The sequence below is a fragment of the Olleya aquimaris genome, from assembly GCF_003259525.1.
Taxonomy (GTDB): Bacteria; Bacteroidota; Bacteroidia; order Flavobacteriales; family Flavobacteriaceae; genus Olleya; species Olleya aquimaris.
This window is the reverse complement of sequence record NZ_QLLO01000010.1, coordinates 1-13,927: the sequence shown is the minus strand read 5'-3', so window position 1 is coordinate 13,927 and position 13,927 is coordinate 1. Positions and strand designations below refer to the sequence as shown.

The following is a 13,927-nucleotide window of genomic DNA, read 5'->3' as shown; positions in this document are numbered from 1 at the left end:
TCCATTTGTACAATAATGTTCTGCGTTTTGTAACTTGATCTTTACTCATTGATTTTTATTTTATATTAACGAAATCGTGAATCTCCTTTGTCGATTTGGTTAAAAGCAGGGTAGAGCGTTAAGAAATAGTCCTGTGGACTATTTTAGCGAATGAGCCAGTTGGCGCTTTGGCAAACTTTAGTTTCTTTAAAAAATTTATACCTAAAAGTTTCTTCTACAATGTTAATGGAACACTTTTTTTCTGTGAGGGTGAAGTAGTGGTGAAGATGTGTGTAGAATGGTATAGTTAAAAACTAATATTAATTCTTATACCTCAATTTCTCCTTTTTTCTCAATCACAAAAACGCCCCAATCTGCAATAGATTTAATTAACGGAATTAGCGTTTTTCCAAAATCGGTTAACGAGTATTCTACTTTTAAAGGTGGTTTGGTGGTATACACTTTTCGTTTTACAATACCATCTTCCTCTAAAGTTTTTAACTGCAAACTTAAAGTACGCTCAGTAACTGTAGGCATCTCTTTTCGTAATTCGTTATAACGTAAAGGTCCATCAATAAGGTGATATAATATAACAGTTTTCCATTTTCCACCGATGACTCCCATGGTTAAACTAGCGCAACAAGGGTATTCTTTACCTTTAAATGTATACATATAATGTTGTTTTAAAACACAAAGATATATTACTATACTTAATTATACAACTATACTTTTTATAGTAATTTTAACATCTACTTAAAACACCTGTGTTTATTAAGGATTTGCTTGTTTAATACAGTGTAAATTTATACTATCCTTTTTGACCGTTATTGCAAGTCATTAAAACTAAACATACTTTTGTTACTATACTTTTGATAGTATATTGAATTTAAACTTTTAAAAATATAATAATGATTACACCAAACATTGCAAAAGAAGACATTTTAAACGCATTTAATTATAGACATGCTACCAAAGAATTTGATGTCACTAAAAAAGTTTCAGAGGAGGATATTAATTTCATTTTAAAAACAGGACATTTATCCCCAAGTTCTTTTGGATTCGAACCTTGGCATTTTATTGTTGTTCAAGATAAAGAATTACGCGAGTCATTAAAACCAGTAGCTTGGGGAGCACCTTTAAAATTAGATACCGCAAGTCATTTTATTTTAGGATTAAGTATGAAAGCACCTATGGTAAAACACGACGCAGAATATATTAATCATATGATGAAAGATGTCAAGCAAATGCCAGAAGATGTGATAGACATGTATTCTAAATTTTATAGAGAATTTCAGGAGCGTGATTTCGATTTAGATACAGATAAAAAATTATTCGATTGGTCATCTAAGCAAACCTACATTGCTTTAGGTAATATGATGACTGCTGCTGCATTGGTAGGTATTGATAGTTGTCCGATTGAAGGGTTTCATCAAGAACAAGCTGAAGCGTTATTAAGAGAAAAATTTGGAGTAGATACAGATAAATACGGCTTATCGTTTATGGTAGCTTTTGGTTACAGAAAAGCAGATCCAGAATTTCCAAAATCAAGACGTGATTTTGATGACATAGTCACTTGGAAATAAAAAAGCAAAGTTAATCAACATCCTTAAGTATTGATTGATAGCAAGAAGAAGTCACTTTTTTAAGTGACTTCTTCTAATAAAAACAACATAGTATGAAACCATTTGAAACCATAAATAAGGCATATAATTCAGTGTTTAAACAAAACCAATTAAGTGTTGGTATTGTTGTGCCTATCGAAAGATATGCTGCTGGTCCTGTGCCAACAATGCTTGACCATGTAAAACGTGCGCAACAGGTCGAACTTCTTGGTTTTAAATCCATATGGATTCGTGATATTCCGTATAACGTGCCTAATTTTGGAGATGCTGGTCAAACTTTCGATCCGTTTACCTACTTAGGTTTTTTAGCTGGTCAAACATCTGAAATTGCATTAGGAATATCAAGCATAGCCTTACCATTACATCATCCATTACATGTCGCGAAATCAGCTACAAGCATTGATCAATTATCTCATGGTAGATTACTTTTAGGTGTGGCTTCTGGAGATCGGTTTGATGAATATCCTGCAATGGGAATTGATTATGAAAAAAGAGGCGAATTGTTTAAAGAATCTTTCAATTATATTAGAAACGTTCAGAGAGATTTTCCAACTTTTAGCTCCAATAACTACGGAAACTTAACTGGTACCATAGATATGCTTCCAAAACCAACGTCGCATAAAATACCGATGCTAATGACAGGAAGTAGCAGGCAATCCTTAAAATGGAATGCCCAATATGCAGATGGATGGATGAATTATCCTAGAGACCTTTATACTCAAAATAATACCATAAGACAGTATAGAGAATTAGTTGCTGAGACAGGAAGTTTTGACAAACCCTTTATGCAACCTATGTACCTAGATATAATGGAAAACCCAAATGAAAAACCACAACCCATTCCACTTGGATTTCGATTAGGAATAAACCATTTAACCAGCTATTTAGATACTTTACGAGGTATTGGAGTTAACCATATAGCGTTAAATTTACGTTTTAACACTATGCCTTTAGATAAAGCGTTAGAGCAAATTGCTCAATATGTTTTACCAAAATTTCATAATAAGCAAAAAACAGAACACCATGCATAAACATATATTAATCACAGGAAGTACAGACGGAATTGGAAAATTAACAGCCTTAAAACTAGCTGAAGAAGGACATTTCATATATATCCATGGTAGGAGTGAAGCTAAATTAAATCAAGTTATTTCAGAGATTAAAGAGGCTTCAAGCAATGATAATGTTAAAGGTTTTGTTGCCGATTTTTCAGATTTAGATGCTGTAAAACTCATGGCAGAACAAGTAAAAAAGGAGATTCCTAAACTTGATGTTTTAATCAATAATGCTGGTATATTAAAAACCAAAGACACTTTCGCAGATAATGGATTAGATTACAGAATGGTAGTAAATTATTTAGCAACTTACACTTTAACTCATGCTATTTTAGATAATTTAAAGCAATCTGAAGCACCAAGAATTATTAATTTAAGTTCTGCTGCACAATCTACAGTAACAAAAGGGGTTTTAATTGGTGCGACTGCAGTTAATTCCAGCGAAGCTTATGCGCAAAGTAAATTAGCTTTAACCATGTGGAGTTTTTATTTAGCAAAGCAAGAGCCAAATATTACTATAATTGCTGTAAATCCAGGGTCATTATTAAACACAAAAATGGTTAAGGAAGCTTACGGTCAACATTGGTCTCCAGCAGATAAAGGTGTAACTATACTGTACGATTTAGCAACGGATTCCAGTCATGTAAATAAGTCAGGACACTATTTTGACAACGATAAAGGAAGTTATAGCAACGCTCATCCTGATGCGTATGATGAAGTTAAAATACAGCAACTTATTGATGATACTAATACTTTTTTACTATAACAATTCATCCCAAACACATGACAGTTTGGTAACCTAAAATTTATAAGTCTCACAATCTTAAATATATTTGTTCTGTAAATAAAAGATAGCAGAAATTAGTATTTTAAGGTATCATGACACACACCAAAACAAAACCCTCTAAAGGCAAACAGATTTTCAGAATACTATTATTTGTTGGGACGTTTGTGTCCTTATGGTTTGTCCCATGGATTTTAGTAAAAGCGTGGATTTTACCTTTACCAGATACAGTACAAGAGCAGGTCAACCAAACGTTAAGCTATGGTTTTGATGGTGTTATTGTTTATGTGGACCAAGCCGGAAAACCACCAGCAACGTATACAGCAGGTTACCATAATACTACACAAAAAATACCAGCCAAACCCAATGCTTTATTTAAAATAGCCAGTATCAGTAAGCTGTATGTTGCGGTTGCTATTACTAAATTAGCCCATCAAAAACGTATAGACTTAGACAAAACGCTTGCAGATTATTTCCCAGAACTTGTAGGAAGAATAGAATATGCAGAAGACATCACCATACGCATGCTAGTACAACACCGAAGTGGCATCCCTAATTTTACGGACAGTCCAGAGTTTTGGAGCAACCAACCCAATACTAATATAGACGTGCTTCAATATGTGCTAGATAAACCAGCCAACTTTAAGCCCAATACAGATTATGGCTATTCTAATACCAATTATTTATTACTATCAAGACTCATTGAGCAAGTAACAGGACGTCCACGTTTTGACTATTTTAAAACCGAAATTTTAAACCCTTTGGAACTAAAAAACACTTACGCATCACTGGATGACGTTAACTTAGACGAGGTGATGAGTGGCTATTATGTTGGTATAAATAAGGACTTTAAAACCCAGAATGAAGGCATGATGTTAGCAACTGCAGCAGATGTTGGTAGTTTTTTAAGAGCGTTAAATGATGGCACACTACTTAATAAAGCCGAAATGAATTTGTACAGCTCACTGTACCAGTTTAATCATGGTGGATTGGCAGCAGGTTACCAATGTCTAGCAGAATACCATAAAGATATAGATGCGGTTGTTGTACAATTTATGAATACCACCGATTTTGAAGGCTACCAATGGAATTTGTTAGAGATTACACATAGTCGTGTGGTGAAGATTTTGCGAAAGGATAGGAAGCTTTAGAGTGTAATTTCAAAAAGTTTATTTAGCAATATCTTTTATTTAATCCTAATAAATTAATATCTTATATTAGTTTTAATAATATTTAAAAGTAAGTAATATGGATATTAAAGAATTCGATAAACTTGTATATGATATTTTAGGTTGGGGAGTCATAACATTTGTGATATTTATCATTATTTTAATAATATTTTTTATTTTAAAAGTAAATAATTCTGATAAAAGATTTAAAACCACTAATGCTCTAGGTGAAAAAAAAATCGAAAATAATGTAAGCTATATTAGTAATGGAAATAGATTTGTAAATGATGAATTGATAAATAAACAAAGAAATAAAAGTATTATTCCAGGTAAATATGGAGAATTTTATAACCATAAAACTGAAAAATTTGAAAAGGATTCATTGCTTGGAAATTTAAATACAGAAAATGGATTTGATTCACAAACTGGTAAATTCCAAAAAGAGGATGAATTGTTTGGAGTCAATGTTGATACAGGTAAAAGATTAGATTTCGAGAGTGGAAAAATATATAAAGACACTTTATTAGGTGAAGTTGAAACTGGGACAAGAATTAATCAAGAAACAGGAGAAATTGAAAAAGATGGTCTTTTTGGATATGAAAAAACTGGTGAACGAATAAACCCTAATACTGGTAAACGTGAAATAAATGGTCTTTTTGGTTGGAAAGAAAAATAACAATTAATTTAATTCAAACTTTAAATTTACCTTGTTATTTAACATGAGCTTTACTCAATTACGCAAAATTTAATAGCCATAATTAGCTATTACTGATTATTCTATAATTAGTTTTAGTAAATGTCATTGTATTGCACATAATTATCCACAGGATCATTATATACAATAGTATGTAAAATACCGCCCAAAAGCGCTATTATACTAATTGTTGTAAAATGTACTATAATTTATATTATGTAAAATAGAGTTTTGATAAAGAAACTCTCACTTCCAAGTTGTATTAAAAAAAATGATACTTAATCTGTATTTTTAATAGTATGTAAAATAGAATTAATTGAGTAACCTCTCACTTTTAGTAACTTCTCTGTTTAGATTTGTATAACTATATATAATTGTAATCCTTTAATTAACAAACTTGTTGGACGGTTTTTATTTCAATAATTTCTGCTAACTGACTTTTACTAATTGGTTTGTTAATAATACTATCCATACCTAAATCAAAACAGCGTTGTTTGACTTCGCTTATTTCTAACGCTGTTAACGCAACTATTTTAGTATTCGGTTTGATGGTTTTAATCTTTTCTGTGGCTTCAAAACCATTCATTATAGGCATATTTAAATCCATTAGGATTAGGTCAAAGTTGTCTTCCTCGCAAGCTTTAACTGCTTCTAAACCATTTTTTGCTATTTTACAATCATGACCAATAGATAATATAAGTTTTTGAGTGACCATTTGGTTAATTTTGTTGTCTTCTACTACCAGTACTTTTAATGGTTTTAAGTTTTGTTCAAATTGTAATTCTTTGGCCTGTTGATTAGAAACCTCAAAAGCAATTCTAAAACTAATTACTGTACCGTGATGTTCTATGCTACTTAGTCTAATTTTACTATCCATTTTTTCTAGCAAGTATTTTGCTATTGGCAACCCTAAACCTGCACCATAAGAAGTGTTTTCGTCTTTTACTGCTTGCTTAAAGTTTTCGAAAATTAACTCTTGTTTCTCTAATGGTATCCCAATGCCTGTATCGGATATTTTAAAAAGCAAAGTTTCGCTATTCTGATCGATTTGTTCTTTAATAATATGAACTTTTATGCGACCATTACTTGTAAATTTAATAGAATTACCTATAATATTAATTAATATTTCTGATAGCCTAAAACCATCTGTATAATAGAGTTTATTTAGGCTTTTTGGTATGGTTAATTCTAGTGTATTGCCTTTTTCTTCTGCTTGAAATTTAAGCGAATCTATTATATTATTAATTAGTGTATATAGGTTAACATTAGTTTTTTGTAGCACAATATTTTCTGATTGGATATCGCTTATTCTTAAAATATTATTGACTAAATTTTTAAGGTGGTCTCCAGAAAATTGTAACGATTGTAGTAAACTAGAATGCTTACTATTAACCTCCTCATCTTCCATTAACATGGATGTTATTCCAATTACACCATGCAAAGGTGTTCTAAGCTCATGACTAATATTGGAAATTAATTCCGATTTTAATTGTGTAGCTTTTTCAGCTTTATTTTTTTCTATTTTTAATGCAGCATTTTTAGCTTTAAGTTCTCTTTTCTTTTTATTGCTTTTATATCTGTAAAAGAAGAAAAAAACAATGATAATAGCAGTTAATACAGATAATACTATAATTAAAGTGTTTTTATAATTAGCTTCTGCTAGCTCTGCTTGGTATTTAGAAACTAATAATTCTTGCTCAAATTCTTTTAGTTTAAAATTGGCATTAATTTGATTAATCTGCTTTTGGGCTTCTGCTTCTACAAAAATGCTTTTATTTTTCTGAATAAATCGCAGTTGTTCTAACGCTTTGTCTAATTGTCCTTGTGCTTCAAAAATGTCACATTTAGCATGACTTATATTAATAATATCATTGTAAAATTGATTTTTTTGTGCAATGTCTAATGCTTTGTCATAATATTCTAAAGCAGTATCATATTGTTTGATTTGTTTATAATGATCGGCATAATTAACAAATAAAGTTAAGCTATAAACAGATGGAATCTCTTCCAGTTTTTGATAATGCTCCTCTCCTATTTTTAGGTATTCTAGAGCTTTAGTGCTTTTATTGTACTCTGTGTACATGGACGCCATATTCATAGCGTTTATAAAAATGCTAGAATGACTGTTTAATTTTTTTGTGTATTTAGATGCTTCCTCAAAATAATATATAGCTTTATCTATATTATTATAGTGTGTTGATTGTACATTACCTAAACCATTTAATGCAGCAACCCTTGTAAAGTTGTTTTTTGAGGATTTTGCAAAACCTAATGCCAGTTTAAAATATTTTTCTGAATTAGCATAATCTTCTGCAATTAAATAACTATTACCCAAACAAGCATACGCTTCGCTTTTTAGGCTTTTATCTTCTATATTGTATGTTAAATCAACTGCTTGTGTAGAAAAATTAAGCGCAGACTCAAAGTTATTAGCATTAATATTTGTTTTAGCAAGATCTAATAACTTATTTATACTATCTGTAAAAACGCGTTGCTGATAGGTGTTTGTCTGAGAAAACACTACTGTGTAACAAAACACGAAAAACAGGAAAATAATCTTTTTCTTCACATCAACTGGTTAAGTAAATTTTAAATAGCTCTGGGATACTAAAATTAAACAAATAAAATTGTTTAAGAAATAATTATACACTTTCTTTTAAAAAAAACTAAAGTTAAGTGTTTAATATTGAGTATTTAAGCTATCAAATTGAAATTAATATTCTACTTGTGTTTCTATAATAATCTTTATAATTTTTTTTAACATATTAACATTAAAACAAAAAAGGCTACTTAATTAAAAGTAGCCTAATTGAGGGAGTGAGGGATTTGGGTAGGGATTATATAACTTAATATATAATTGTTCCATTCCCTCTAAACATAACGTCTTTGTTTTTGCCTTTTTTCTTAAACTCGACGTCATAAAAAGTGCCTTTTGTGGCACTAATAACTAGCTCTACTTCGGTAATGTCTTCATCACCATACATATTTTTTATTACTTTTTTTATTGCTTCTGGCAAATCGTCTTTATTTATACTAGTTTCGGTTTCTATCCATTGTCCATTTGGACTAAAATCTGCCCTGTATTTAACACCTTTCTTTTTAAAATGTGCTTCATAATTTCCATTAGAATCTGTTTCCCAATCTGGGTCGTTTTCTCCTGGATATTTAGCTTCAAAATTACTTTGAACCTCTTCTGGTACTTGACTGTTTGCCTTTTGTTGGCAATTAAATAGTACTAATACAATAAAGATGTATTTAAAATTTCTCATATATTATTTATCTGTTGGTTGGATTGCTGCAATTTGCATCTCGCTATACATGTTGTCTTCTTTTAAGTCTTTTAATTCTAAATTAAAAGTCTCTCCAACATGATTATTTTGTTGTAATGGATCTAGTACTTTACTTGCTTTTAATCCTTCTACAATAACAACATTGTCATTAGTATCTGTGAAATAAAATATATCGCCTTCAAAACCATCAAAAATAACGTCCTTAGTTAATTTGATATCTACTTTGCTTGATGTAAAGTTGTCTTTTGGTATTACTAGTGTCGTCACTAAAACAAATATCAAGCTGAATATTATATGTGTAATTTTCATAATTAAATATTTTTTAAGGTTAGTAACTTACTAGTACAAAGATGATTATATACTTGACAAATTGTATTATACAATTTTTAGGGATTGTTATAGGATTTACAGATTTAAAATCATTTTAATCACTTTCTACTACATCAAGAGGCTGGATCTCGCTTTTTATTTGTTTATACAATTCTAACTGTGGTCTGGTTAAAATATCGCCCATTTCTGCAGTTTCTTTTTGTTGCATATTAAATAATTTAATTAGCTTTTCTTTTCCTTTATAATTAGATTCAATTTTACTTCTTGTGATCAAAAATTCTTCTACTTTTTGTTCGAATAGTAAAAATTGATCTGCATCTAAGGCTAATTGTTTATTGTATGCATTTGTTATACGTTGTGCTTCTTTATCAAAAACGTCAGTATTGTTTTGGGTGTAAATGTCTTGAGAATAGCCAAGGGTAGTTAAACTAAATAAAACCATGTAAATAATCTTTTTCATAACAATATTTTTTAGGGTTTGTTTTGCTTGTTGCAAATGTCTAAAATATTAAAGCTAAGTGTCTTACATAATTTTTAGTTCTGATTATATGATTTTCATTTTAATGTAAAAAAAAACACAATGGTTACATTGTGTTTTTTAATTTAAAGGTATTTAAGTATTAAAGTTTATTACCATATATATCTAATTGGACCACAGGTTTACCAAGTTGTTTGACCTGCTCAAACTGTGTGGCTTTATCACCAACCACTAGATAAACCATATCTTCTTCTGTAATATATTTATCAATAATGGCTTTGTAGTCTGCTAAGGTCATATTAATCAATTCGTCTTGATCTTGATCTAAAAAGTTATTGGATTTATTGTATTTACTTATACGTCTTAATATACCTAATTGTGCACCAAGACTCTCATAAGCTCTGGTATTACCTTTTAGAATCTTGTTTTTTGTTAGCTCGACTTCGGTATCTGTAAAACTATTTTTATAGTCGTTAACCATATCTTTTATAATCTCTAGAGATTTTAAAGTGGCGTTAGCACGAACGCTTGTTCTGATGGTAAACGGACTAACAGCCTCTCGTTCTGTAATCCCTGAATAAGCTCCGTAAGTATACCCTTTTCCAATTCTTAAGGTCTGAAATAATCGACCACTAGAACCTCCTCCTAAAATCTCGTTTGCAAAATCAAGGTTATTAGCTTCTTCATCTTTTGCAGAAAGAGCTAATTTACCAATATATAAAACCGATTGTTTAGCATCTGGTACATCAACAAAATATAGGGTACCTCCTGTGTTTTTTGGTTGTACATCTACATTAGGAATGGTAATGCGCTCCCCTTTCCACTCTTTTAAAGGTTTTAAAGCCTCAACTGTTTGCGATTGATTAATCGCTCCAGCAATATGAAAAGTGGCTTCTTTTGGTGAAAGGTTTTTGTAATACGCTTTTAAGTCGTCTATAAAAATATCCTTAGTACTTTCTAAAGTACCAGCTCCATTGATACCAAAACGACTATCGTGACCATAAATTAATTGGTCATACACATTAGATGCAATTGCATTTGGATTAGCCTCGCTACCTTTTAAACTGGTTTCTAACGCTTGTTTTAATCGGTCAAATTCTTTTTGATCCCAACGTGGTTCTAATATAATTTCTTTGACTAGTTTAATGGTTTCGTTTAAATTTTTAGTTAAACACGATCCAGTAATATGTAAGTCTTCACTAGAACTATACATATTGATACGTGCACCTAACAAACCAATAGCTTCTTCTAAGTCTGCTGCAGTCTTAGTTTTTGTTCCTTGCATCATTAAATCGCTAAATAAATTAGCAACACCCTCTTTTCCTTTAGGGTCTAATAATTGTCCACCAGGAATAGTAATATCAAATTGTACTAATGGTACTTCATTATTTTCAATTCCATATAACGCCATCCCGTTATCTAGCTCTCCTTTCCAAATCTCTGGAGATTTAAAGACAGGTAATTCGCCAAAAGGAGGCTCGCTTCTATCATACTTACTTGGTGTTTTCTCGTAAACTGCTTCTTCACCTTGACTAACTTCTTCATTAGCTACATCTTGCTTCACCTCTTCAATCCAAACGGTTGCTTGTTTGCTATCTGCAACCGCTAAATCCAATTGTCCTTTTGGGACTACACTAGTCATAACATAGTTTTTGTCTTTAATATATTGTTTATAAACACGCATGATGTCTTCTGCGGTGACAGCATTAGTTAATTTAGCACGTTCTGTAATAAAACCAGGATCACCTTTAAACTCGTTATCCTGCACTAATTGAAACGCTTTATTTAACACAGTGCTAACTCCTTGGTATAAGTTAGTCTCTAGTTCTGCTTTAATACGTTTTAAATCGTCTGTATTTACACCATCTGTTTCAAAACGTTCTATACCTTCTTCAATTGCAGCTTTTACTTCGTCTAAGTCTGTTCCTGCATTGGCACGTACTCTAAACACAAACTCACCAGCTAACTCACTACTATTTTGATAAGTTCCAACTCGAGGTGCTAATTTTTGTTCTTCAACAATCACATTGTATAATGGCGATTTTTTGCTTCCGCTTAGCATTTCGCCTAAGATATTCAGTGCATAAGAATCTTTGTGATAATTTTTAACGGTTGGATACACCATTCTAAGTTCTGGTAGCTTTGCAAAATTATCTTCAAAGTATAATGACTTGGTATTGTCTAAAACAACTGGATCTATATTTAGCTCTTCAACATCTGGTCCACTTGGAATTTCTCCAAACCACTGCTCTACTAGCTTTTTGGTTTCTTCAACATCAATATCTCCAGCAATAACTAAAGACGCATTTTTAGCGCCATAAAATTGCTTATAAAACTCTTTTACATCATCAATAGTTGCTGCTTGTAAATCTGGTAAAGCACCAATAACAGTCCAACTGTAAGGATGTCCTTCAGGGTATAAGTTTTTTCTAATAATTTCATCTGTATAGCCATATGGCGCATTATCAACACGTTGGCGTTTTTCGTTTTTAACTACTTGTTTTTCGCGTTCTAAAGCAGCTTCGGTTACAGTATTAATCATATAACCAAATCGATCTGAGTCTATCCACATAATTTTTTCAAATGCATCTTTTGGCACGACTTCATAATATACGGTGTAGTCGTTTGATGTACCACCATTACGACTTCCACCCCATTCTGGAATCATTTTTCGGTTAGCACCAACAGGTACGTTTTCTGAATCGTTAAAAGACATATGCTCGAAGAAGTGAGCGAATCCTGTTTTTCCTGGTTTTTCTCGGTTAGACCCTACATGCATTAAAGTTGCGACAGCTACTATAGGATCTGAGTGATCTTCATGTAAAATTACTTCTAAGCCATTATCCAATGTGAATTTTTCGTAATCGATTTTGAAATCGTCTGTGCTGTTAGATGTAGACGAATTATTTGTACCACACGAGAATAGAATTAAGATAGTGATGACAAATAAGAATTTTAGTGTACGCATAGTATTATAGTTTTTTTGATTGCGGTTTAAAGATAATCAATAAAAAAACAGCTTTGAAACACTCAAAGCTGTTTTTGATTTTAAAAAATTAAATTAATTATTAATTGGATTGTTTGATAAACTTTTTCTGAAGTCTATTTCCGTCTAATACTATTGTGAATATATATTCACCTTCAGGTAATTTAGTCACGTCTACGCTTAGACTGTTATTACTTTTAGTTACTATAAATTCTTTAGAAATCACAGTTGTACCTCTAATATTACTTATGAAATACTTAGCTTTTCCATGAGTTTGACTAACTAAATTAATGTTTAATTCAGTTTTTGCAGGTACTGGATATAAATCAATAGTATTAACTTGTCCAACTCGATCATCATCGTCATCATCGTCATCATCGTCATCATCATCATCATCATCATTACAAGGTAATGGATTGCTAGGAGCTGGAATAGTTTCGCAAATAGTACTAGGATACCAATCGACGTATTTTTCTGATTTTATTTTATATTCAGAAATAAACAGTCCCATCATTGTCGTGTGGTTATTGCTATATCCTTTAACATGTAATTCCTTTTGAGAATAAATATTAGCATCTATGGTTGTACCTCTATCTATTTTAACTTTTTTCTCTACATAGAATACAACACCATATCCATTACTATCGATTAAACAATTGTCATTAACATCCATATCGTAATCTATCATAACAGAACATGATTGGTTAAATATAATAGTTGCACCATCCTCTAAATCTAATTTATGAATGTATACCTCTGGCATATCTATAATTAATGTTCCATTCTTTTTGATTTTTACATCATCATACGTATCAGAATTAATGGTTATTGTTTGATTTTCTGGAACGGTTAAATCAATTTCACAATCATCATCTGCAGTATTATAATAGAATGTTGGTAATGTTACCGAAGCATTATCAAATATACTTTGCTGTATGTAGCTTGAATTATCAGTATCTATTTGATCGGCTTTAACAAAACTAAAGACTGAACTGTCATCTCTAACCTTAGCTTTTTTGCCATTATTGATAACTCCTACTCCTCCACCATTTACTGTGGTCTCTTTTAGATAGATTTCTTTATTGGCTAACATAATGTAACCCGATAAGTTGTCTGAAGGAACAGCAGTAGACATATAACTTGAAGTTGTTGTACATCCGCTATTACCTGTTACAGAAACAGTATAAGTATTGTTATCAGAAACTATAATCGAGCTATCGGTACTTCCATTAGACCAACTATAGCTAATTGAACTAAAGTCTGAAGCATTTAACACGTCTACTGTTAATTCTGCTACACCTTGACAGAAATCTCCAAGAGGTGATTCAGTAATAACAATATCAGGTAGTCCAATTACACTAGGATCATCTCCATCTACTAATCCGTCACAGTTATTGTCAATTCCGTCACACACTTCTGGAGCACCAGGATATGAGTTTGCATCTGAATCGTCGCAATCGCCTTGACACGCTGTGAATCCATCACCATCTTGGTCGAAACCTTCGTCGATGTTTCCATCACAGTTATTATCTATTCCGTC

12 protein-coding genes are annotated in these 13,927 nt (G+C 31.4%); 5 read left to right on the top strand and 7 right to left on the bottom strand.

All coding sequences use genetic code 11. The features are described from left to right. Positions 1-306 precede the first annotated feature (306 nt). Positions 307-651: a winged helix-turn-helix transcriptional regulator gene (locus tag LY08_RS12085; protein ID WP_111660707.1), complete on the bottom strand. Its 345-nt coding sequence runs from the start codon at positions 649-651 to the stop codon at positions 307-309. A gap of 236 nt (positions 652-887) precedes the next feature. Between LY08_RS12085 and LY08_RS12080 the strand changes: the two genes are divergently transcribed. The 5 genes from LY08_RS12080 (at position 888) to LY08_RS12060 (ending at position 5,285) form a co-directional block, all read left to right on the top strand. Then, on the top strand, positions 888-1,562 hold the full coding sequence (locus LY08_RS12080) for an NAD(P)H-dependent oxidoreductase (protein ID WP_111660706.1): 675 nt from the start codon (positions 888-890) through the stop codon (positions 1,560-1,562). A gap of 92 nt (positions 1,563-1,654) precedes the next feature. Beyond that, a complete protein-coding gene (locus LY08_RS12075) occupies positions 1,655-2,632 on the top strand; it encodes an LLM class oxidoreductase (protein WP_111660705.1) in 978 nt (325 codons plus the stop codon). Further along, positions 2,625-3,422 carry an SDR family NAD(P)-dependent oxidoreductase gene (locus LY08_RS12070; protein ID WP_111660704.1) on the top strand — a complete coding sequence of 266 codons (798 nt, stop codon included), beginning with the start codon at positions 2,625-2,627 and terminating at the stop codon, positions 3,420-3,422. Before LY08_RS12075 ends, LY08_RS12070 begins: the two co-directional genes overlap by 8 nt. 113 nt (positions 3,423-3,535) lie before the next feature. Beyond that, positions 3,536-4,591, top strand: a complete 1,056-nt coding sequence (locus LY08_RS12065; RefSeq protein ID WP_111660703.1) for a serine hydrolase domain-containing protein — start codon at positions 3,536-3,538, stop codon at positions 4,589-4,591. Between the two features lie 97 nt (positions 4,592-4,688). Further along, positions 4,689-5,285, top strand: a complete 597-nt coding sequence (locus LY08_RS12060; protein WP_111660702.1) for a hypothetical protein — start codon at positions 4,689-4,691, stop codon at positions 5,283-5,285. A gap of 406 nt (positions 5,286-5,691) precedes the next feature. Here LY08_RS12060 and LY08_RS12055 read toward each other — a convergent pair whose 3' ends face one another. The 6 genes from LY08_RS12055 to LY08_RS12030 form a co-directional block, all read right to left on the bottom strand. Next, entirely contained in the window at positions 5,692-7,872 is a 2,181-nt protein-coding gene (locus LY08_RS12055) for a tetratricopeptide repeat-containing hybrid sensor histidine kinase/response regulator (protein ID WP_146603226.1), read from the bottom strand. A 277-nt stretch (positions 7,873-8,149) separates the two neighbouring features. Next, positions 8,150-8,572 (bottom strand): PepSY-like domain-containing protein, encoded by a 423-nt coding sequence (locus LY08_RS12050; protein ID WP_111660700.1) that lies wholly within the window; start codon positions 8,570-8,572, stop codon positions 8,150-8,152. A 3-nt stretch (positions 8,573-8,575) separates the two neighbouring features. Then, on the bottom strand, positions 8,576-8,902 hold the full coding sequence (locus LY08_RS12045) for a hypothetical protein (protein WP_146603225.1): 327 nt from the start codon (positions 8,900-8,902) through the stop codon (positions 8,576-8,578). Positions 8,903-9,017: 115 nt separating this feature from the next. Next, the gene (locus tag LY08_RS12040) at positions 9,018-9,383 is read right to left on the bottom strand and encodes a hypothetical protein (RefSeq protein ID WP_146603224.1); all 366 of its coding nucleotides are present in this window, start codon (positions 9,381-9,383) and stop codon (positions 9,018-9,020) included. 160 nt (positions 9,384-9,543) lie between these two features. Continuing rightward, on the bottom strand, positions 9,544-12,369 hold the full coding sequence (locus tag LY08_RS12035; RefSeq protein ID WP_111660697.1) for a M16 family metallopeptidase: 2,826 nt from the start codon (positions 12,367-12,369) through the stop codon (positions 9,544-9,546). Positions 12,370-12,469: 100 nt separating this feature from the next. Beyond that, positions 12,470-13,927 (bottom strand): MopE-related protein (locus LY08_RS12030; RefSeq protein ID WP_146603223.1); only part of this gene is annotated, 1,458 nt, incomplete at its 5' end.

What these genes read in the sequence shown, in the direction of transcription:
- LY08_RS12085 (WP_111660707.1), bottom strand. Translation starts at nt 651, where the DNA reads ATGTATACATTTAAAGGTAAAGAATACCCTTGTTGCGCTAGTTTAACC.
- LY08_RS12080 (WP_111660706.1), top strand. Translation starts at nt 888, where the DNA reads ATGATTACACCAAACATTGCAAAAGAAGACATTTTAAACGCATTTAAT.
- LY08_RS12075 (WP_111660705.1), top strand. Translation starts at nt 1,655, where the DNA reads ATGAAACCATTTGAAACCATAAATAAGGCATATAATTCAGTGTTTAAA.
- LY08_RS12070 (WP_111660704.1), top strand. Translation starts at nt 2,625, where the DNA reads ATGCATAAACATATATTAATCACAGGAAGTACAGACGGAATTGGAAAA.
- LY08_RS12065 (WP_111660703.1), top strand. Translation starts at nt 3,536, where the DNA reads ATGACACACACCAAAACAAAACCCTCTAAAGGCAAACAGATTTTCAGA.
- LY08_RS12060 (WP_111660702.1), top strand. Translation starts at nt 4,689, where the DNA reads ATGGATATTAAAGAATTCGATAAACTTGTATATGATATTTTAGGTTGG.
- LY08_RS12050 (WP_111660700.1), bottom strand. Translation starts at nt 8,572, where the DNA reads ATGAGAAATTTTAAATACATCTTTATTGTATTAGTACTATTTAATTGC.
- LY08_RS12045 (WP_146603225.1), bottom strand. Translation starts at nt 8,902, where the DNA reads ATGAAAATTACACATATAATATTCAGCTTGATATTTGTTTTAGTGACG.
- LY08_RS12040 (WP_146603224.1), bottom strand. Translation starts at nt 9,383, where the DNA reads ATGAAAAAGATTATTTACATGGTTTTATTTAGTTTAACTACCCTTGGC.
- LY08_RS12035 (WP_111660697.1), bottom strand. Translation starts at nt 12,369, where the DNA reads ATGCGTACACTAAAATTCTTATTTGTCATCACTATCTTAATTCTATTC.